We start from the raw sequence: 21,315 nt of genomic DNA on the forward strand, positions 1-21,315 counted from the left end.
GGAAGTCCGGGAAGCCGGTTTGAGTTGCACGGTGTCACGTCTGCGGGCCTTCTCCGTTCCACCGTGTCACCTCTTCTCGGGCGCATGTTTCACCGCTGTTCTCGCAGGTCCCGGCATGTTTCAGCCCTGTTGCGCGTCGTGCGCGAGGAGGGCGATGTGCACGGACGCGGCCTGCTCGAAGTCGTCGAGGTCCACGCCGAGCCGGGCCTCTATGGCCTCCAGACGGCGGTACAGCGCGGGACGGCTCACATGGTGCAGCTGAGCCGTGTGCGACTTGTTGCGGCCGGTGGCCAGATAGGTCCGCAGCACGGGCAGCAGGTCCTGCTCGGCGTGCCGGTCACCGCAGAGCAGTCCGTCCAACTCCCGCTCGGCGAAAGCCTGTACATGGGGGTCGTCGCGCAACAGCCGGACGAGGCCGCGCAGATGGACGTCCCGCAGCCGTACGACGACCGGCAGGTCCAGCCCGGCCGCCGCGGACTGGGCGACGGCGTCCGCCACGTGCTGCGCCTCCCGCAGTCCGCCCGGCACGTCCTCCCAGGTGGTCCGTGCCTCCGCCGCCGCCACGACCGTCCGGCGCACTCCCGACTCCGAGCGGAGCCGGGAGGCGAAGTGCGCGGTGAGCGCCTGCGCGTCCTGGTCCCGGGCGAGGCTGAGGAGTACGGCGGTGGCGCCCTCCGCCAGTTCGGCGACGAGACCGGCCATCCCCAACATCCGCAGGACGCGGTCGAGTTGGTCCGGGGCGATGTCGCGGACAACGAGCGGGACGAACGTACGGCGGTTGACCGGGAGCCCGGCCGCCCGTGCCCTCGGCAGCAGTTGGCGGGCCGGTACGACCCCGGAGACGAGGTCCGTCAGAAGGCTCTGCGCGGACTGCTCCTCCCAGGAGTGCGCCGACCCTCCGAGCATGCGGTGCAGGACGAGGGCTTCGGCGGCGCGGTCGGCGAGCAGCCGCCCGGTGGCGGTGTCGCCCCGGTACCCGCAGAGCACGATCCGGCCCCAGCGCTCCCCACGTCCGCCCAGCTCGGCGCGGACCCAGCCGTCGCCCTCGCTGCCGCCGGCCTGCCGGGAGATGCGCTCCCAGTCGCGCAGCACGTCGTCGACGGCCGACCGCTCCCCCGCCGTGGCGAGGACGCGGTGGGCGAGGTTGGTGACGACGAGCGGACAGCCCGCGTGCTTGGCGATCTCGTCGAGCAGCCGTTGCAGCGGGGCGCCGGCCGTGATGAGCCCGGTGAGTGCCGTCCGTACGGACTCGGAGAGGCTGACGGCGGCGAACTTCCGTCGTACCAGCCGGGATTGGACCTCTTCGGTCAGTTCGGCGAAGGGGAACGGCCGGTGCAGCACCACCATGGGGAGCCCGCACCGCTCGGCCGCCCGGCGCATCACGTCGGGCGGCGTGGGGAAGGCGCGCCCGAGGCCGAGGACGACCGCCGCGGCCTCGGCCCGGTGCAGGGAGCGGATGTACTCGGCCTGGGCCTCCTCGTCCCCGGCGAGCAGGACGCCGGTGGTGAGGACCATCTCGCCGCCGGTGAGCATCACGCCCACGTCGGGGGCCTCGGCCACGTGCACCCAGCGCACGGGCCGGTCGAGCTGACCGGCCCCGGCCACCACCTCGGGCTCTCCGGCGAGGACCCGGTCCAGGTTGAGGACCTGGCGTACCGACAGGGCGGGTTCCAGGGCGGGTTCCAGGGCGGTGGCCGAGGTGGTCATGGCGGTGTTCCTTACATCTGGCGTTACCGAATGCTCCTCAGAGCACGTTCGAGGGCGTCGGCGCCCTCCTCGGCCTCGGCGACGGTCAGCGACAGCGGGGGCGCGATCCGCAGCGCGCTGGTGTTGTGCCCGCCGCCCTTGCCGATCAGCAGGCCCTCCCGGCGGGCGGCTTCGAGGACGGCGGCCGCGGCCTCGGGGTTCGCCTCCTCGGTGCCGGGCCTGACCAGCTCGATGCCGATCATGAGGCCCCGGCCGCGCACCTCCTTCACCGCCGGGATCTGGGCGGTGATCGCCCGCAGCCGCTCGATGAGCAGTCCGCCGACGCGCCGGGCGTTGCCCTGGAGGTCGTGCTCGACCAGGTAGTTCAGGTTGGCGAGGCCGGCGGCCATGGTGATCTGGGTCCCGCCGAAGGTGGAGATCGAGTTGCTGTCCAGGCAGTTCATGACCTCGGCGCGGGCGACGACACCGCCGATGGACATGCCGTTGCCGATGCCCTTGGCGAAGGTCACGATGTCCGGCGGCCCGTTCTGACCGTGCGCCTGCCAGCCCCAGAAGTTGTCGCCGGTACGGCCCCAGCCGGTCTGCACCTCGTCCGCGATCCACAGCACGCCGTGCCGTTGCAGCACCTCGCGGAAGGCCGCGTACAGGCCGTCCGGCGGCGAGGTGAAGCCGCCGACGCCCTGGATCGGCTCGGCGATCAGCGCGGCGGGCGGACGGCCGTGGCCGAGCAGGTCCTCCAGGTCGGCGACGCAGGCCGTGATGAAGTCGGCGTCGCTCAGGTCGGCGTACGGGCCGCGGGTCCGGACGCCGCCGTGCACGTACAGCGTCTGGAGCGGGGACAGCGAGGTCGGGGACCAGCCCTTGTTGCCGGTGATGCCGACCGCGCTGAAGGAGCGGCCGTGGTAGCTGTTGCGCATCGCCAGGACCTGGTTGCTCTGCCGGAACGTCGTCGCCAGCATCAGCGCGGTGTCGTTGGCCTCGGTGCCGGAGGTGGTGAAGAAGACGCGGGCCTTTGGGATGCCGGACATCTGCGCGATCCGCTCGGCGAGTTCGACCATCGGCCGGTTGAGGTAGAGCGTCGAGGAGTGGATGATCCGCCCGGCCTGCTCGCTCACCGCCTTGGAGACCTCGGGCAGCGCGTGCGCCGTCATCGTGGTGAGGATGCCGCCGAAGAAGTCGAGGTACTTGTTGCCCTCGGCGTCCCAGACATGGCGGCCCTCGCCGTGGGTGATCTCCATCGGGTCCGCGTAGTAGAGCGCGAGCCAGTCGGGCAGTACGGCCTTGTGGCGTCCGAGCAGTTCGTCGGTCACGGCTGCACCACTCCTTTCACTGCTGTACGGGTGCTGCGAGTGTCACGGCTGTACGTGCCCACGTCAGGGCTGCACGAGTCCTTCGTAGGCGTCGGGCCGGCGGTCCCGGTAGAACGCCCACTGTGTGCGCACCGCCTCGATCAGGTCGAAGTCGAGATCCCGTACGAGGAGTTCCTCACCCTGGTCGCTGGCGACGTCGCCCACGAACTTGCCCCGCGGGTCCACGAAGTACGACGTGCCGTAGAAGTCGTTGTCCCCGTACTCCTCGACGCCGACCCGGTTGATCGCGGCGACGAAGTACTCGTTGGCGACGGCCGCCGCGGGCTGCTCCAGCTGCCACAGGTGAGAGGAGAGGCCGCGGTGGGTGGCGGACGGGTTGTAGACGAGCTGGGCGCCGTTCAGGCCGAGCTGCCGCCAGCCCTCCGGGAAGTGGCGGTCGTAGCAGATGTAGACGCCGACCTTGCCGACGGCCGTGTCGAAGACGGGCCAGCCGAGGTTCCCGGGCTTGAAGTAGTACTTCTCCCAGAAACCCTTGACCTGGGGGATGTGGTGCTTGCGGTACTTGCCGAGGTAGGTGCCGTCGGCGTCGATCACCGCCGCGGTGTTGTAGTAGAAGCCGGACTGTTCGACCTCGAAGACCGGGACGACGATCACCATGCCCGTCTCGCGGGCCAGCTCCCGCATACGGGTCACGGTCGGGCCGTCGGGCACGGGCTCCGCCCAGGCGTAGTGCTCCGGTTCCTGGACCTGGCAGAAGTAGGGCGCGTTGAAGACTTCCTGGAAGCCGATCACCTTCGCGCCCTGCCGGGCCGCCTCGCGGGCGTGCTCGATGTGCTTGGCGACCATGGATTCCGTGTCGCCGGTCCAGGTCGCCTGGACGAGGGCGGCGCGTACGACGTGGGCCATGTCAGCTGCTCCTTCGACAGGGACGTCAGAGAGCCTCTACGCCCGTAGACGCAGGCCGTAGAGGCTTGAAACTAAGCCTCGTCGACGGGCTGGGCAAGACCATCGTCGTGAAGCGGCCGAGTCGATCACGTTTCGCACTCCAGTGGGTGATTACCCCTGTGTTTCCTGTGCCGAACCGCCCCGCGCCCCCATCGACCGCCGTCTGCGGCCGGAGGGTCGGGTGTGCCGGAGGGTTCAGGTGAGCCCCCGCACGCGCAGCGCGTGCGCCACCTCTCGGTAGCGCTCCTCGGAGACCCCGCGCGCCGCCGCCAGCACGAGGGGCCCGAGCCGTTGCGGATCGGCCTCCGCGGTGCGCGCCGCCTCCTCCGGCGTACGGACGCGCACATACGCGTCGAGCAGCGCACGCGCCTCCCGCTCACGCCCCTCCACGGTGAAGGCGAGCACCGCCTCGCCGATCTCCTGGGCGGGCCGTGAGACGCCCTGCCGCAGCATCTGCTCCCCGTCCGTGGCACGGCCCACCGCGTTCAGGGCGTCCGCGACGGCGACCAGCCGGTCGGCGGGCAGCGAGCCGGCCTCCCACAGCAGGGTCGCCCAGTCGGCGCCCAGTCCAGCCCGCTGCATGTCGGCCGCGAGCAGCGGGAACCGGGCGGCGGGCCAGTACGCGACTTCCACGAGGAGAGCGTGCGCCTCGCCGCTGCGCCCCTCCCGGCGCAGCCCCAACAGCCGTTCCACGGTCGTGGCGACCTCGCGGCGCGCCTCGTCGTCCAGCGGCTGCCGCGCCTGGGGCTGCCGCTTCGGCGCCACTGTCTCGGCCTGCTCCGCGACACCGGCGTATCGGGCGCCCCGGGGAGCACGCCCCTTGCGACCGGTGGCCGGCACGGCCTCGGGGACGACGGCGGGCCCGGCCTCCTCGGTCTCCGTGAACCCGGCGTAGCGGGCGCCCCCACGGGGGCGGCGCTTGGAGCGCTGCTTGACGGGCGCCGGGGTGGCGGGCTCCGGTTCGGGGGCCCGGGGTTCTGGTTCGGGAGTGGCCCGGGCGGGCTCGTCCGGGGCGGGGAAGGCGGCCGCGTAGGTGTCGTAACGGGCGTCGTGCGTGGCGGCTTTGTCGGCGGTAGGGCCGTCGAAGGTACGACTGTCGGGGGTACGGCTGTCGGGCGTACGTCCCCCGGGGGCGTGCCCGCCGTCGTGCTGGTCCGTATGTACGTCGTGCTGGTCCGTATGCATACGTCCGTCGTCACGCCCGGACGTATCGGCCGCGCGCCCTGCCGCGTCCGGCACCCGGAAGACCTCGCCGGCGGTGTTCCCCGGAACGCGCGCCGCGCCTCGCACGGGGCTGTGCGGGGCGCGGCGGTCGAGGTCCTCGATACGGGTGCGCAACTCCGCGCAGCGCGCTGTGGCGCGTTCGTGGTCGTCGTGGGCCCAGGCCAGGTCGAGGCGGAGGGAGTCGGCCTCCTCCTGGGTGCCGGCGGCCTGGAGCAGGCGGGTCAGTTCGGCGGTGCGGTCGGCGGCGTAGCGCTGCTCGCGGAGCATCACGTCGAGCCGATCGCCGAGGGCTTCCCGTCCGCCGGGCCGGGAGTCGTACGCGGCGAGCGAGGCGCGGTGCAGGGCGCGGGCACGCTCGGTCTCCTGGGCCGCGGCGGCGGGGCCGTACGCGGTGTCGAGGTCGTGCATGAGCGCCTGTACGACGTCCCAGGGCGGCACCTCCAGACCGTCCAGGCAGGCCCGCATGCCGTCGGGGTCACGCCGCCAGAAGACGGCGCACCAGCCACCGCCCTGGTCGAGCTTCGTCATCAGCTTGTTCAGGTAACCCGCGAACTCCCGCACCTGACCCGGGAGTTGATCCACAGCCATCGCATGCTCCCCGGCAGACTGGAGTGCTCCGGTCCGCTAGAAAACACCAGTTGTGTTACAGCGGGGCTACGTGAAGTTTTCAGAGCGGACGCAGTGTGCTGTGCGCGGCCGGGTGAGGGCTGTGCGTGAGGGGTTCAAGCCATCACGGCGACCGACTCAGGCCACCGCGGCCGTCGGCGCAGCCGCTTCGGCCGGTGCGCACCGTACGACGAGTTCGTCCATCGACAGGCCGAGCGTGCGGGCGAGGGCCGCGATCGTGAAGAAGGCAGGGGTCGGAGCACGGCCGGTCTCGATCTTCCGGAGGGTCTCCGCGGAGAGGCCCGCGCCGGCGGCGATCTCCGCCATGCTGCGACCACCGCGGGCCTCACGCAGCAACCGGCCGAGCCGCTCGCCGCGTTCACGCTCTTCGGGGGTCAAGGGGGTGCGCACCATGGCCCCATTCTAATACCGATCCCCGCGAGCGGACCGGTATATTAATTGGACGTTGAGCGGTATAGTAATTGGCATGGTGGAACTGAAGACGGATGCGTCGATGGACGCGATGTACGAGGCCGGGCAGGTCGTGGGGCGCGCGCTGACGGCGGCACGGGAGGCCGCCGACGTGGGCGTGTCGCTGCTGGAACTGGACGAGGTGGCGCACGAGGTACTGCGGAGGGCGGGCGCGTCGTCGCCGTTCCTGGGCTATCGGCCCTCCTTCGCGCCCACGGCCTTCCCGGCCGTGCTCTGCGCCTCCGTGAACGACGCGATCGTGCACGGCATCCCGACCACCTACCGGCTGCGCGACGGCGACCTCGTGTCCCTCGACTTCGGCGCCGAACTGGGCGGCTGGGTCGGGGACTCGGCGATCAGCTTCGTCGTGGGCGAGGCGCGCGCGGCGGATCTGCGGCTCATCGAGACGGCCGAGCGCGCCCTCGCGGCGGGCATCGAGGCGGCCGTCGTCGGCAACCGCATCGGCGACATCGCGCACGCGATCGGCACCGTGTGCCGCGCCGCCGGGTACGGCATTCCGGACGGGTTCGGCGGACACGGGATCGGCCGCCACATGCACGAGGACCCGGGGGTGCCGAACGAGGGGCGGCCCGGGCGGGGGATGCGACTGCGGCACGGGATGGTGCTGGCCATCGAGCCGATGCTGATCGGCGGCGGTACGGACGGGTTCCATGCGGCGCCGGACGGGTGGACGTTGTGCACGGACGACGGGTCCCGGGCGGCACATGTCGAACATACGGTGGCCATTACGGAGGCGGGGCCGCGCGTACTCACAGCGCGGTGACGGTTGCGTCGAAGCGCCGTTGCATCGCCGGCGGTCGTGCGGCTGCGGGTGGGTGGGCGCTGGGCTTTAGGGGCGCGGGGAACTGCGCGACCAGCCCCCACGCACCCGCGGTCACAAACGAACCGCGACCCTCACGACGCCCCCGGTGTAGCCCCGCGACACACGGGAACCCGGTGGCAAATGAACAGCGGATTCCCGGGGCCCGAGGGCTACGGTCCGGACCCCTTCAGTGAGTTCTTCGCCCGTTTCTTCGGCGGTCCGCGCCCGCAGCGGATCGAGATCGGCCGGCTGATGAGCGGCCAGGCCCGCCAGTTGGTGGCCGACGCGGCGGCGTACGCGGCGCGGCACGGCAGCAGTGACCTGGACACCCAGCATCTGCTGCGCGCGGCGCTCTCCGCCGAGCCGACCCGAAGTCTGGTGGCCCGCGCGGGCGCCGACCCCGACACGCTGGCCGGTCAGATCGACGAACGGTCGGGCCCGGAACGACACAAACCGGGCCAGGGGCCGGCCCCCGCGTCGCTGGCCCTGACGCCCGCGGTCAAGCGTGCCCTGCTGGACGCGCATGAACTGGCCCGGGTCACCGGCTCCGGATACATCGGCCCCGAACACGTCCTGAGCGCCCTCGCCGGAAACCCGGACTCGGCCGCCGGGCACATCCTCAACGCCGCGCATCTCTCGGCCTCCGCGCTGCCGCCCGAGGCGTCGGAGCCCTCGGCCACGGGCACGCCCACCGGGCTCCAGTCGCGCTCGGACCTGCCGCGCCGCGCGCCCACGCCGACCCTCGACAAGTACGGGCGCGATCTGACGGATCTCGCGCGGCAGGGGCGTATCGACCCGGTCATCGGACGGGAGGAGGAGATCGAGCAGACCGTCGAAGTGCTCTCCCGGCGCGGCAAGAACAACCCCGTGCTCATCGGTGAGGCGGGCGTCGGCAAGACCGCGATCGTGGAGGGGCTGGCCCAGCGCATCGCCGAGGGGGACGTGCCCGACGTGCTGGCCGGGCGCCGGGTGGTCGCCCTGGACCTGTCCGGTGTGGTCGCCGGGACCCGCTACCGGGGCGACTTCGAGGAGCGGCTGACGAGCATCGTCGACGAGATCCGCGCGCACTCCGAGGAACTGGTCGTCTTCATCGACGAGTTGCACACCGTCGTGGGCGCCGGGGCCGGCGAGGGCAGCGTGATGGACGCGGGCAACATCCTCAAGCCGGCCCTGGCACGCGGCGAGCTGAACATCGTCGGGGCGACGACGCTGGAGGAGTACCGGCGGATCGAGAAGGACGCGGCGCTGGCCCGCCGGTTCCAGCCGGTGCTGGTCTCCGAGCCGAGCGGCGAAGACGCCCTGGAGATCCTGCGCGGCCTGCGCGACCGTTACGAGGCCCACCACCAGGTCCGCTACACCGACGAGGCGCTGGTGGCCGCCGTCGACCTGTCCGACCGGTATCTCACCGACCGCCGGCTGCCCGACAAGGCCATCGATCTGATGGACCAGGCCGGGGCCCGGGTCCGGCTGCGCGCCCGGACGAAGGGGACGGACGTGCGGGCCCTGGAGCGGGACATCGAGCAGTTGACCAGGGACAAGGACCAGGCGGTCGCGGGTGAGCAGTACGAGCAGGCCACGCGGTTGCGGGACCGGATCGGCGAGCTGAAGGAGCAAATCGCCGAGGGGCGCGGCGAGAAGCGAGCCGACGACGGGCAGAGCCTGGAGATCGGTGCCGAGGACATCGCCGAGGTGGTCTCCCGGCAGACCGGCATCCCCGTCAGCAGCCTCACCCAGGAGGAGAAGAAACGGCTGCTGGGGCTGGAGGAGCGGCTGCACCGGCGGGTCGTCGGACAGGACGAGGCGGTGAGCGTGGTGGCGGAGGCCGTGCTGCGCTCGCGCGCCGGGCTCGCCAGTCCCGAGCGGCCGATCGGCAGCTTCCTCTTCCTGGGCCCGACCGGCGTCGGCAAGACGGAGCTGGCCCGCGCGCTGGCGGATGCCCTGTTCGGCAGCGAGGACCGCATGGTGCGGCTCGACATGAGCGAGTACCAGGAGCGGCACACGACCAGCCGCCTGGTGGGCGCCCCGCCCGGCTACGTGGGCCACGAGGAGGCCGGCCAGCTGACGGAGACCGTGCGACGGCATCCGTACTCACTGCTGTTGCTGGACGAGGTGGAGAAGGCGCACCCGGACGTCTTCAACGTCCTGCTCCAGGTCCTCGACGACGGCCGGCTCACCGACGCCCAGGGCCGCACGGTCGACTTCACCAACACCGTGATCGTCATGACCAGCAACCTGGGCTCGGAGGCCATCGGCCGGGGCGGTTCGGGGCTGGGCTTCTCGGTGGGCGGCGCCGAGGCGGCCGAGGAGGACCGGCGCGAGCGCGTCCTGAGGCCACTGCGGGAGCACTTCCGGCCCGAGTTCCTCAACCGCATCGACGAGATCGTCGTCTTCCGTCAGCTCACCGACGACCAACTCCGTCGGATCACCGACCTGTTGCTGGAGCAGACGCGGCACCGGCTGCACGCGCAGGGCGTCACCATCGAGTTCACCGAGCAGGCCGTCGACCTTCTCGCCCGCGACGGCCACCAGCCCGAGTACGGTGCCCGGCCGCTGCGCCGCACGATCCAGCGGGAGGTCGACAACCCCCTGTCCCGGCTGCTGCTCGACGGCCGGCTGCCGTCAGGCAGCCGGGTGGTGGCCGAAGTGGAGGACGGGCGGCTCGCGTTCCGTACGACGCCGCCCGCCCCCGACCTCGCTACTTGACCGGGTGCACGACCATCGCCGCGCCGCCCCCGCGCCGTACCGTCTCCGCGGCGGCCAGCCACTTGCCGTTCGACAGGCGTTGGACGGCGGTGGCCGCGCCGATCTCCGGGTTCTGCCGGAAACCGTGCCCGATGGCCTCGAGTTCGGTCCTCAACGGGCTGTTCCACAAGCCCGGTTCGAGTTCCGTGGTGGTCTGGTTGCGCTGACTGGCGCGCGGCGCGGCGATCGCGTCGACCAGCGGCAGGCCCCGGTCGAGGAAGCCGGTGAGGGTCTGCAGCACGGTGGTGATGATGGTCGCGCCGCCGGGTGAGCCGAGCGCCACCACGGGCTTGTAGTGCTTGTCCAGCACGATGGTCGGCGACATCGACGAACGGGGCCGCTTGCCCGGCCCCGGCAGGTTCGGGTCGTGAACGGCCGGGTTGGCCGGGGTGAAGGAGAAGTCCGTCAGCTCGTTGTTGAGCAGGAAGCCCCGGCCCGGCACGGTGATGCCGCTGCCGCCGGTCTGCTCGATGGTGAGGGTGTAGGAGACGACGTTGCCCCACTTGTCGGCGACCGTGAGGTGGGTCGTGCTGTCGCCCTCGTACGTCGTCGGCGCGGCCGTACCGCCCGTCGCGCAGGGGGCCGGGTCGCGCGGGTCGCCCGGTGCGACGGGGCTGGTGAGGACCGCGTCGTCCTTGATCAGGCACTCGCGGGAGTCGGCGAACCGCTGCGAGAGCAGTTCCTTCGTCGGTACGTCCTCGAAGGCGGGGTCGCCGACCCACCGCCCGCGGTCGGCGAACGCGATACGGCTGGCCTCGATGTAGCGGTGCAGGTACTGGACGTCGCTCGCCTTCGAGAGGTCGGTCCGCTCCAGGATGTTGAGCGCCTCGGCGACGGTCGTGCCGCCGGAGGACGAGGGAGCCATCCCGTAGACGTCGAGACCTCGGTACGACGCCTTCGTGGGCGCCTGGCGCTTGGTGCGGTAGAGGGCGAGGTCGGCGGTGGTCAGGTCGCCGGGGCGGGCGTTGTAGCCCGAATTCGGGTCCACCGGGGGCTTGTTGACCGTGTCGACGATGTCCTGGGCGAGGTCGCCCCGGTAGAGGGCGCCGATGCCCTCGCGGCCCAACTCCGCGTAGGTGCGCGCCAGATCGGGGTTCTTGAGGGTCGAGCCGACCACCGGAAGCTCGCCGCCGGGCAGATACAGGTCGACCGTGTCCGGGAAGTTCCGGAAGCGGGCCTCGTTGGAGGCGGTCTGGGCGCGGAAGGTCTCGTCGACCACGAACCCGTCACGGGCGAGCTTCTCGGCCGGCTTCAGCAGCTTGCCGAGCGGCTTGCTGCCCCAGCTCTTCAGCGCCGTCTGCCAGGTGGCGGGCGTGCCGGGCGTGCCGACGCTCAGCCCGCTGGTGACGGCCTCCGCGAACGGGATCGGCTGCCCGTTCTCCAGGAACAGGTTTTCACCGGCGCTCCGGGGCGCGGTCTCGCGGCCGTCGACGGTGTGCACCTTGCGGGACTTGGCGTCGTAGTAGACGAAGTAGCCGCCTCCGCCGATACCCGCGGAGTAGGGCTCGGTGACGCCGAGCGCGGCGGCGGTGGCGACGGCCGCGTCCACCGCGTTGCCGCCCTTACGGAGCACCTCGATGCCGGCTGCGGAGGCGTCCGGATCGACACTGGAGACGGCACCGCCGTAGCCGACGGCCACCGGGGTCTTCGGGGCGGTGTCCGTCGCGGCGGAGGTCGGCGGGGCCGCCCCCACCGACACCACGGCGGACGTTGCCGCCAGTACAGCCAGTTTCCGCGCGACAGGGCGACGCAGACGCATCCGTACCTCCAGTCAAGGACCGTGCGCGCAGACTAACGCGGTTGCCATGGTCCCGTCAGGAGGCACCCCGAGGCCGTAAATCGGACAGGGATTCGGACGGTGTTCGGCGGCGCCCGCTACCATGCGCGGCCATGAATGACGACGTGCGCAATATCGTCCTCGGCGTGATCGCGGCGGGGATCAGTGCCTCGCTGGGCTGGTTCGTCCGGACGTACCTGTGGAAGCGGAAGCTCCGCCGCAAGCAGACGTTCTTCGGGCTGCCCGAGAACTCCGAGTCCCTGCTGGTGGTCAACCGCGACCCGTCCAGCGCGGACCTGGCGGTCCACCGCTTCGACGTGTTCGCGCTGCTGGAGCTCTCCGCGCTGATCAAGGACTGCGGGGCGCACGCGCAGATGATCACCCAGGACGCGGCGCAGCAGGGCTTCGGCGAGCGGACCGAGTTCTGCGTGGGCGGGCCCGTCTCGAATCGCCGTATGGCCGCGCACATCGGTGCCATGCTGCCCGGCATACGCTTCCACACCGACCCCGAGCCCGGCCCCGACCGGGGCGCGTTCCACATCGGCAGCGATCGCTACCGCCTGGAGCCCGGTATCACCGAGCACGTCATCCTGGCCCGGCTCACCACCGGCCAGCCGGACCAGGCGCGGCCCGTCTTCCTCTTCTGCGGCCAGCGGGCGATCACCAACCAGGCCGCCACCCGCTACCTCGCCCGCCACCACGAGCGCCTGCACCGCAAGTACGGCACCGGCACCTTCGTCCTCCTCCTGAAGGTCGTCAACTCCCAGGCGTACGGCCCCGATGTGGTCGAACTCGTCGCGGACGTCACCCGCGCGGCCCAGGCCCCGGCACCCACGGTCCCCGCACAGATCTCACACCGCGCCTCCTGATTCGAGGAAACGTTACCGTCACGTAACTTACTGGGGAGTTACCTCTGGTAAGGCAGGCCGGTTACCGTCGGGTCACTTTGCACTTACACGAGTGAGGAGCGACCCGTGAGACACCCGAACGGCACCACATCGCGCACGGCCAGGGCTCTGCGGACGAGCGCCGCGGGCGCCGTCTCGGCCACCCTGGTCGCCGGCGCGGCCCTCGGCCTCGCCCCCGCCGCACAGGCCGCGTCCGGCTCCGCCGCCGCCCCCACCACCCGCTTCGTCGACATCAAGGGCGACGACGGCACCGTCCTCAAGGCCAACGTCGTCGCCCCGGCCGACGCCTCCCGCGCGTACCCGCTCCTCGTGCTCCCCACGAGCTGGGGCCTCCCCCAGGTCGAGTACCTGGCCCAGGCCCAGCAGCTCGCCGACGCCGGTTACGTCGTCGTCAGTTACAACGTCCGCGGCTTCTGGGAGTCCGGCGGATACATAGAGGTGGCGGGACCACCCGACATAGCCGACGCCTCCAAGGTCATCGACTGGGCCCTCGCCAACACCCCGGCCGACGCCGGGCGCATCGGCATGGCGGGACTGTCGTACGGCGCGGGCATCAGCCTGCTGACCGCCGCACACGACAAGCGCGTCAAGGCGGTCGCCGCGCTGAGCGGCTGGGCGGACCTGATCGACTCGATCTACGGCGGGCGCACCCAGCACCTCCAGGCCGCCGCCCTGCTGGACGGGGCCGGACGGATCACCGGCCGCCAGGGCCCCGAACTCCAGCAGATCTTCAAGGACTTCTACGCGTCCAAACTCGACAAGGAGGGGGACATGATCGCCTGGGGGGAGAAACGTTCCCCCGAGACCTATCTGGGCCGGCTCAACACCCACGGCACGGCCGTCATGCTCGCCAACGCCTGGGGCGACTCGATCTTCCCGCCCAACCAGTACGCCGACTTCTACGAGAAGCTCACCGGCCCCAAGCGGCTTCAGCTCCGGCCCGGCGACCACGCCACCACCGAGGTGACCGGCCTGTTCGGGCTGCCCAACGACGTGTGGACGGACACCCGGCGCTGGTTCGACCGCTACCTCAGGGGCACGGCCAACGGCATCGACCGCGAGCAGCCCGTCCAGCTCAAGTCCCGTACGGGCGGCGCCTTCGAGGGCTATCCGGACTGGAAGTCGGTCACCGCGACGCGCGAGAAGATCGCCCTCACGAGCGGCACCACGATCCGCGCCAACGTCGACTCCGGCGCGAACGGCGGCGTGGTCTTCCTCTCCAGCATCCTGGACCAGGTCGCCCAACTCCCGCCCATGGCCTCGATACCGCTGCTGCCGCGCCGCTGGGCGGCCGTGTGGCAGTCGGAGAAGTACCCGACGGCACGGTCCGTGCGCGGCACCGCGAAGCTGCACACCACGGTGACGGCCACCAAGGAGAGCGGCACCCTCGTCGCGTACCTGTACGACGTGGGCCCGCTCGGCCTCGGCAAGCTGGTCAGCCACGCGCCGTACACCTTCCACGGCCAGACACCCGGCAAGCCGTTCGGCGTGGACCTGGAGTTGCTCTCCACGGCCTACGACGTCCCGGCGGGCCACCGTCTCGCCCTGGTCGTCGACACGGTCGACCCGCTCTACATCGAGCACAACCCGACCGGCGCGCAGCTGACCTTCTCCTCGCCGCCGAACGACCCGTCGTACGTGTCGATCCCGCTGCGCGAGCAGTGATCTCCGGCTGCCGCCGGACGGGCCTGGCCCTCGGGCTACTGCGCGCCTGGCAGCAGCGTCCCTGTTGTGGCCGGGGTGGCGTCCACGGCCTCGGTCACCCCCAAGTGGGTGAACCGCTCATCGTAGTCGAGGCCCGCGCCCGGTCCAGCGGGGGTGGTCAGTGCTTGAGGATCTTGGAGAGGAAGTCCTTGGCACGGTCGCTCTCCGGGTTGGTGAAGAACGCGTCCGGAGCGCGGTCCTCGACGATACGGCCGTCCGCCATGAAGACGACGCGGTTGGCGGCGGAGCGGGCGAAGCCCATCTCGTGGGTGACGACGACCATGGTCATGCCCTCGCGCGCCAACTGCTGCATGACTTCGAGGACTTCGTTGATCATCTCCGGGTCGAGGGCCGAGGTCGGCTCGTCGAAAAGGATCACCTTGGGGTCCATGGCGAGGGCGCGGGCGATGGCCACCCGCTGCTGCTGACCCCCGGAGAGCTGCGCCGGGTACTTCGGCGCCTGGTCGGCGAGGCCGACACGGTCGAGGAGTTCGCGGGAGCGTTTTTCCGCGTCCTCCTTCCTCCGTTTGCGGACCTTGATCTGACCGAGTGAGACGTTCTGCAGGACGGTCTTGTGCGCGAAGAGGTTGAAGGACTGGAAGACCATGCCGACGTCCGCGCGGAGCGCCGCGAGCGCCTTGCCCTCCTTCGGCAGCGGCTGTCCGTCGATCTGGATCGTGCCGGAGTGAATGGGCTCCAGCCGGTTGATGGCCCTGCACAGCGTCGACTTCCCCGACCCCGACGGACCGATGACGACGACCACCTCCCCCTTGGCGACGGTGAGGTCGATGTCCTGGAGGACATGCAGCTCGCCGAAGTACTTGTTCACGTCGTGCATCTCGATCAGCGGATCGACCGCCATGCCCTGCCCGCCCTACTCGCTCTCGACCGTCTCATGTCGTGTCGTGTCGCAGGAGCCGCAAACTATCCGGACGGCAGGTGCCTCAATACGCGACACGCACTCTCGGGGATTAGCCGTATTGTCAGGAAGCCGCCGTGCCGGAGCCGCGTCGAAGGGCGATCACCCCTCCGCCACCTCGGCGTACAGCTGGGAGAGTTCCGGGGCACCGCTGGCGGCCCACTCCTGGCCGGCCTCGACCACGTCGATCTCACGGCCGGAGGCCAGTCGCACCACGGGCTGCCCGTTGGGCCAGATCTCCCAGCGGGCTCCGGGGACCGTCCGTACGACGACCGTGCCCAGGTACAGCCCGGCGTCGTTCCCGAGCCAGGCCACCGTCTCCTCGTCGTCGCGCCAGCGCGGGACGAGTTGGTCGAGCGCCTCCAACGAGGCTGCGGAGTCGTCGAGTTCGACACCGGCCCGCGTCGCCTGCGTGCGCAGCAGTTCGCATTCGGAGAGGAGTTCGGCGAGTCCCTCGTGACCGTCGTCGTCACCGTCGCCGGTGAACACCGCGACCCCGAACGCGGGATCACGCCTCTTGCGCCAGTTTCCCAGGAAAGAGATGTTCATGCGGTCAGCGTGTCATTCGCACCGTCCTTCGCACCACAGGCGCGCGGGGACCGCTTGTTCGCCGGGAGTTCGCCCGCAGTTCGCGTGGGCCTCATTGACGGGCCCCTGACGCCTCTTTAGCGTCGTGGCGCAACTGTCGTCTCATCGTTGTACCGATGCCGCACCGGTCATCGTCATCGGCATCATCGTCTTCAGCGAGCGGGAGGGGTCACGCGTGCGCCGACGCGTCTGGGGAACGGCCGTCGTACTGGCACTGACGGCGGCGGTCGCACCCGTCGCCTCCGCCCGCGCCGCCGACGGCGGAGCGACCCAACCGGTGCCGCTGGAACGCCTCTTCGACAACCGGGCGGTCAGCGACGACGCACAGCCCGCCGGGGCCGACTTCGACGGCTCCGGGGGTTCCCTCTCGGCGACCGACCTCAAGGCCGCGGGGTGGACACCCGGACGTACCCTGACCGTTCAGGGCGCCCGTCTGACCTGGCCGCGCCGCACGGCCGGCGAGCCCGACAACGTACGTGCCGCCGGACAGTCCGTACGCGTCCGGGGCAGGGGCGACGCGCTCGCCTTCCTCGTCGCCGCCACGGGCGGCACCGAGGCGACCGGCACCGGCACGGTCCGCTATGCGGGCGGCGCCCGTTCCGCGTACCGCCTGGCCGCCCCCGACTGGCGCACCGGACCGCTCGCCACCAAGGCCGTCGCGCTCCCCCACGTCAACACCCCCGGCGGTCAACTCACCGAGAAGGCACGGCTGTACGTCGTCACCGTGCCGGTCGCGCGGGGCCGCGAGGTCGCCTCGGTGACCCTGCCGCGCAACCGGGACCTGCATGTCTTCGCCCTCTCGGTGCGCCCCGAGTCGCGTGGCTGGACCGGCAGTTGGGCCGCCTCCACCTCCGGCTACACGGCCGTCGGCCCCTGGACCGACCGGACGCTGCGGCTCGTCGTCCACACCTCGGCGGGCGGGCCCCGGGTGCGGATCCGGCTCGACAACACCTTCGCGTCGGCGCCGGTTCGGATCGGAAGCGCGACCGTGGCCTTGCAGGCCGCGGGGGCGACCGCCCGGAGCACGCCGGTGCCGCTGTCGTTCCGGGGTGCGGCGGACGCCGAAATCCCAGCGGGCGCACAGACGTTCAGCGATCCGCTGGGCTTCGAGGTGCCCCCGGACACCAACCTGCTGGTGAGCTTCCACCTGCCGGGGACCGTGACGGCCGCGCCCGTGCACCGGCTCGCCCAGCAGACGTCGTACGTCAGCGGGCCGGGCGACCACGCGGGCGACGGCTCGGCGACGGCGTACACCTCGACGATCACGACCTGGCCGCTGCTGACCGGCGTGGACGTGGGCGGCGGGCCGGGCTCCGTCGTCCTGCTCGGGGACTCGATCACCGACGGGGACAAGTCCGGGGTCGACGCGAACCGGCGGTGGCCGAACGTGCTGGCCGGACGGCTGCTGAACCAGGACGAGGTCCCGCGCTACGGCGTCCTCAACCAGGGGATCTCGGCGAACCGTGTGGTCACCGACCGCTACCCCGGCGACGGCGTCTCCACCGACACGGGTGGCGTCAGCGCCCTGCACCGCCTCGACCGCGACGTCCTCGCCCAGACCTCCGCCCGCAGCGTCGTCGTCTTCCAGGGCGTCAACGACATCCGCTGGGGCACGACGGCGGCCGAGGTCATCACCGGGCTGCGGGAGATCGCCGCCCGTGGCCATGAACGCGGCCTGCGCGTGCTCGTGGCCACGATCGCGCCCTGCGAGGGCGAGGCCCGCTGCACGGCCGCCGTCGACGCCCAGCGGATCGCGGTGAACGAGTGGATCCGGGGCAACGAGGAGTTCGACGGGGTCCTCGACTTCGACGAGGTGCTGCGGGACCCGGAGAGGCCGAGTCGGATGCTTCCCGCGTACGACAGCGGGGACCATCTGCACCCCGGAGACGCGGGGTTGGCCGCGCTGGCCGAGTCGGTGGACCTCGGTCTGCTGTGACGGCCTACACCTCCAGGTCCACCACCACCGGCGCGTGATCCGACGCGCCCTTGCCCTTGCGCTCCTCGCGGTCCACGTACGAATCGGTCACCGCCTTGGAGAACGCCTCGTTGCCGTAGACGAGGTCGATGCGCATGCCCCGGTTCTTCGGGAAGCAGAGCTGGCGGTAGTCCCAGTAGGTGAAGGGGTGTTCGTACTTCAGGGGGCGGGGGACCACGTCGGAGAGGCCGGCCTCGCGGAGGGAGGCGAGGGCGGCGCGCTCGGCGGGGGTGACGTGGGTGAGGCCCTCGAAGGCGGCCACGTCGTACACGTCGTCGTCCGTCGGCGCCACGTTGTAGTCGCCCATGACGGCGAAGGGGCGGCTGCCGGCCGCGTCACCGGCGACGGCGGCCTTGAGGGCCTCGAACCACTGGAGCTTGTACGCGTAGTGCGGGTGGTCGACCTCGCGGCCGTTCGGCACGTACACCGACCAGACGCGGACCGGGCCGCAGGTGGCGGAGATCGCGCGGGGCTCCACGGAGCCGTCGTAGCCGGGGTCGCCGGGCAGGCCCTTGACGACGTCCTCGACGCCGACGCGGGAGAGCACCGCCACGCCGTTCCACCGCCCCGTCGCGTGCACCGCCGCCTCGTAGCCCGCCTCACGGAGGGCGTCGAACGGGAAGCCGTCCTCGGCGATCTTGGCCTCCTGGAGGCAGAGCACGTCCGTGCCGCTGCTCTCCAGCCAGGCCAGGAGCCTCGGGAGGCGGGCGGTGATCGAGTTCACGTTCCAGGTCGCGATGCGCATGCCTCACAACCTACCGGGCGGGTCCGACAACGCCGGTGCCGCCCGGTCGCCGCCGTCGGACCTGCGCGTTTCTCAGATGTCCGCGGAGGCGCCGGGCGCCAGGCGCAGGTGCTCCGCGCCGCCCAGGCCGCCGATCTGTCGGTCGTAGATGGGGCGGGCGAGATCGGTGAGGAGCGCGTCGTGGATGTCGTACGCGCGCTGCGGCTGGACCTCGCGGACGTAGTCGATGACCTCGGAGATCTTGCTCCAGGGGGCCATGACGGGGAGCATCAGCGTCTCGACGGCGTGGTCGGGGACGGTGAGGGCGTCGCCGGGGTGGAAGACGCGGCCGCCGTCGACGAGGTAGCCGACGTTGGTGATGCGCGGGATGTCCGGGTGGATCACGGCGTGGAGCTCGCCGTGGACCTGGACGTCGAACCCGGCGGCGGTGAACGTGTCCCCGTGGCCGACGGTGTGCACCCGGCCCGGGAAGGCGGAGGAGATCTTCTCGGCGACGGACCGCAGGGTCCAGATCTCGGCGGCCGGGTTGCCCTCCAGGGCCGTCCGCAGCCGTCCTTCGTCGAAGTGGTCGGGGTGCTCGTGCGTGACCAGGACGGCGTCCGCGCCGGCCGCGGCGTCCTCCTCGCTGAACCCGCCCGGGTCGATGACCAGCGTGCGTCCGTCCTTCTCCAGACGGACGCAGGCGTGCGACTTCTTCGTGAGCGTGAGCTTCGTGGGTCCCATGGGTCCATCCTGCCCGACCACCGCTGCCGGGCTCCCCGGCGTGGTCACTCCTCGGGGGTGGTCTCCTCGCGGATGACCTGCTGGGCCACCTTGAAGGCGCTGTTCGCGGCCGGTACGCCGCAGTACACGGCGGCCTGGAGAAGGACTTCCTTGATCTCGTTCGGGGTGAGGCCGTTGCGCAGGGCGGCGCGGGTGTGGAAGGCGAGTTCGTCCAGGTGTCCGCCGGCGACGAGGGCGGTCAGGGTGACGCAGCTGCGGGAGCGGCGGTCGAGACCGGGCCGGTCCCAGATCTCGCCCCAGGCGTAGCGGGTGATGAACTCCTGGAAGTCGCCGGAGAACGCGTCCGCCGAGGCCAGCGCCCGGTCCACGTGCGCGTCGCCGAGCACCTCGCGGCGGACCTTGAGCCCGGTGTCGTACGGATCCGGTCTGCCCAGCGCCTCGGGCTGGAAGGCGGCCGGGGCGATCTCGGCGACCGGCCCGGTCTGCGGCGGGACGGCGGCGAGGGCCGGCTTGACCGGGGCCGCCGGGATGGCGACCTGGCCGGTGGTGGAGTCGTAGGCGGACTGCCAGGCCGTGGAGAAGTGGCGGACGAGGAGGTCGGTGACCGCGGCGGGCTGCTCGACGGGGACGAGGTGCGAGGCGCCGGGGACGACGGCGAGCCGTGCGTCCGGGATGCCGGCGACCAGCGTACGGGCCTCGGCGGGGCCGGTGACCTGGTCGTCGGAGCCGACGAGGACGAGGGTGGGGACGCCGATCCGGCCGAGCTCGGCCCGCACGTCGAACGAGGCGAGGGCCTCGCAGGCGGCGATGTAGCAGCCGGGGTCGGTGGTGCGGACCATCTGCACGGCCCACTCGGTGATCGCGGGCTGCGCCGCCGCGAACCCGGCGGTGAACCAGCGGTCCGGAGAGGTACGGGCGATCGGGTCGAGGCCGTTCGTCCGTACGATCACCCCGCGCTGGCGGAACTCGTCGGCGGTGCCGAAGCGGGGCGAGGCGGCGATCAGCGCGAGCGAGGCGAGGCGTTCCGGGTGGCGCAGCGCCAGTTCGGCCCCGATGGCACCGCCGAACGCGCAGCCGGCGTATCCGAAACGCTGCACGCCGACGGCGTCGAGGGTGGCCAGCAGCCGGGCGGCCAGCTCGGTGACCGAGCCGCCCGGGTAGGCGGGCGCGCCGCCGTGGCCCGGCAGGTCGAAGCGGAAGATCCGCCACTGTTTGGCCAGTTCGGGGATCTGGCGATCCCACATGTGCCATGTGGTACCCAGGGAGGGACCCAGGATCAGGACGGGAGCCTCTTCTGGCCCGTCAAAGCGGTATTGCAGGGTGTTCGACGGTGTCTCAATCACGCCCCAGACCCTCTCACGTATCACGAAATCTCACACGGACCGGGGAGCCCGGCGGCTCTTGACCCTCTCGGCGCGGCACGTCCGGCACTGCCGGAGCCCTCGGGGATCGAGATACGAGTTCTCCGGCGTGTACGCGTGGCCGTGGGGACAGTGCGTCCTCCTGGCTCGCGCGCTCTCCCAGTCCCTACGCCACGGAGCTTCCTTCTTTGGCGCGGCTTCCAGGTGGTCCGGGTTGCAGCAAAGCGTAAAGTGCCGTCCCCGAGGACCGGCATGACGCACCTGGGAAGGCCGGCGACCTTCAGCGGATGCTCGCCGAGCGCGGGCTCACCATGAGCGCGGGCAAGCTCTCCGGGTTGTGGTCGGGCCGGCCGAACCCAGCATCAAGCTCGACGAACTCGAAGTCTTCTGCGCTGTGCTGGACTGCGGTCAACAAGGCCCGTCGACCCCGTCGTCGGCTAGCTCGTCGACGCTTGGAAGCTCGTCCGGCCGCCCCACCCTCACCGCCGCCTACAAGAAAGCCGACTACTTCGCCCGCAATGTCGGCACGATCCAGGTCCTCATCGACCGCGAGTCCATCCTCACCGAAGCCGCCGCCGGCGGCGAACAGCCGTGGAAGTACGACGACCTTGGTGGGTTACTCCAGCTACGACTTCTTCGCCAAGTGCCCGCACCGGCTGGCCTGCGCACGCCGCCTGCCCTTGAGGGAGACCGCGGGGCGGTCACCGCCCTCGCCGAACGCCTCGCGGACACACCCACCCCGGCAGACCCAACCCCCAGGGAGCCGGGCACCACCGACCACTCCGTG

At 71.4% G+C, this 21,315-nt stretch carries 16 protein-coding genes; 5 read left to right on the forward strand and 11 right to left on the reverse strand.

All coding sequences use genetic code 11. From position 1 onward, the window contains the following. Positions 1–120: 120 nt before the first annotated feature. From ACWD26_RS11065 to ACWD26_RS11085, 5 genes are all read right to left on the reverse strand, one after another. Positions 121–1,707: a PucR family transcriptional regulator gene (locus ACWD26_RS11065; protein ID WP_451268479.1), complete on the reverse strand. Its 1,587-nt coding sequence runs from the start codon at positions 1,705–1,707 to the stop codon at positions 121–123. 23 nt (positions 1,708–1,730) lie between these two features. Further along, positions 1,731–3,017, reverse strand: a complete 1,287-nt coding sequence (locus ACWD26_RS11070; RefSeq protein ID WP_451268481.1) for an aspartate aminotransferase family protein — start codon at positions 3,015–3,017, stop codon at positions 1,731–1,733. A 63-nt stretch (positions 3,018–3,080) separates the two neighbouring features. Next, entirely contained in the window at positions 3,081–3,923 is an 843-nt protein-coding gene (locus tag ACWD26_RS11075; RefSeq protein ID WP_451268483.1) for a nitrilase-related carbon-nitrogen hydrolase, read from the reverse strand. A 234-nt stretch (positions 3,924–4,157) separates the two neighbouring features. Next, the gene (locus ACWD26_RS11080) at positions 4,158–5,774 is read right to left on the reverse strand and encodes a hypothetical protein (RefSeq protein WP_451268485.1); all 1,617 of its coding nucleotides are present in this window, start codon (positions 5,772–5,774) and stop codon (positions 4,158–4,160) included. 156 nt (positions 5,775–5,930) lie between these two features. After that, positions 5,931–6,206 (reverse strand): helix-turn-helix domain-containing protein, encoded by a 276-nt coding sequence (locus ACWD26_RS11085; protein ID WP_451268487.1) that lies wholly within the window; start codon positions 6,204–6,206, stop codon positions 5,931–5,933. A 73-nt stretch (positions 6,207–6,279) separates the two neighbouring features. Here ACWD26_RS11085 and map point away from each other — a divergent pair, with 73 nt between their 5' ends. Both map and ACWD26_RS11095 read left to right on the forward strand, forming a co-directional pair. Beyond that, positions 6,280–7,047 carry a type I methionyl aminopeptidase gene (map, locus tag ACWD26_RS11090; protein ID WP_451268489.1) on the forward strand — a complete coding sequence of 256 codons (768 nt, stop codon included), beginning with the start codon at positions 6,280–6,282 and terminating at the stop codon, positions 7,045–7,047. Between the two features lie 180 nt (positions 7,048–7,227). Further along, entirely contained in the window at positions 7,228–9,789 is a 2,562-nt protein-coding gene (locus ACWD26_RS11095; RefSeq protein ID WP_451268491.1) for an ATP-dependent Clp protease ATP-binding subunit, read from the forward strand. On the opposite strand, the gene ggt is transcribed toward ACWD26_RS11095, so the two are convergent. Further along, complete coding sequence (ggt, locus tag ACWD26_RS11100) at positions 9,782–11,587, reverse strand: gamma-glutamyltransferase (RefSeq protein ID WP_451268493.1); 1,806 nt, start codon at positions 11,585–11,587, stop codon at positions 9,782–9,784. The genes ACWD26_RS11095 and ggt overlap by 8 nt on opposite strands. Before the next feature lie 131 nt (positions 11,588–11,718). Here ggt and ACWD26_RS11105 point away from each other — a divergent pair, with 131 nt between their 5' ends. Then, positions 11,719–12,474, forward strand: coding sequence for a hypothetical protein (locus tag ACWD26_RS11105; RefSeq protein ID WP_451268495.1), 756 nt, complete (start codon positions 11,719–11,721; stop codon positions 12,472–12,474). A gap of 105 nt (positions 12,475–12,579) precedes the next feature. Beyond that, the gene (locus tag ACWD26_RS11110) at positions 12,580–14,178 is read left to right on the forward strand and encodes a CocE/NonD family hydrolase (RefSeq protein ID WP_451268497.1); all 1,599 of its coding nucleotides are present in this window, start codon (positions 12,580–12,582) and stop codon (positions 14,176–14,178) included. Positions 14,179–14,335: 157 nt separating this feature from the next. On the opposite strand, the gene ACWD26_RS11115 is transcribed toward ACWD26_RS11110, so the two are convergent. Further along, positions 14,336–15,079 (reverse strand): amino acid ABC transporter ATP-binding protein, encoded by a 744-nt coding sequence (locus ACWD26_RS11115; protein ID WP_451268499.1) that lies wholly within the window; start codon positions 15,077–15,079, stop codon positions 14,336–14,338. 159 nt (positions 15,080–15,238) lie between these two features. After that, complete coding sequence (locus ACWD26_RS11120) at positions 15,239–15,685, reverse strand: DUF6278 family protein (protein ID WP_451268501.1); 447 nt, start codon at positions 15,683–15,685, stop codon at positions 15,239–15,241. A 214-nt stretch (positions 15,686–15,899) separates the two neighbouring features. On the opposite strand from ACWD26_RS11120, the gene ACWD26_RS11125 reads away from it, so the two are divergent. Then, entirely contained in the window at positions 15,900–17,660 is a 1,761-nt protein-coding gene (locus tag ACWD26_RS11125; RefSeq protein ID WP_451268503.1) for an SGNH/GDSL hydrolase family protein, read from the forward strand. 4 nt (positions 17,661–17,664) lie between these two features. Here the strand turns inward: ACWD26_RS11125 and ACWD26_RS11130 are convergent, their stop codons facing one another. The 3 genes from ACWD26_RS11130 to pcaDC all read right to left on the reverse strand — a co-directional run bounded on the left by ACWD26_RS11130 (position 17,665) and on the right by pcaDC (position 20,510). After that, positions 17,665–18,444, reverse strand: coding sequence for an exodeoxyribonuclease III (locus tag ACWD26_RS11130; RefSeq protein WP_451268505.1), 780 nt, complete (start codon positions 18,442–18,444; stop codon positions 17,665–17,667). Between the two features lie 72 nt (positions 18,445–18,516). Further along, on the reverse strand, positions 18,517–19,167 hold the full coding sequence (locus ACWD26_RS11135; protein WP_451268507.1) for an MBL fold metallo-hydrolase: 651 nt from the start codon (positions 19,165–19,167) through the stop codon (positions 18,517–18,519). Between the two features lie 44 nt (positions 19,168–19,211). After that, positions 19,212–20,510, reverse strand: a complete 1,299-nt coding sequence (gene pcaDC, locus ACWD26_RS11140; protein ID WP_451268509.1) for a bifunctional 3-oxoadipate enol-lactonase/4-carboxymuconolactone decarboxylase PcaDC — start codon at positions 20,508–20,510, stop codon at positions 19,212–19,214. Between the last annotated feature and the right edge of the window lie 805 nt (positions 20,511–21,315).

The sequence above is a fragment of the Streptomyces sp. NPDC002787 genome (assembly GCF_053592095.1).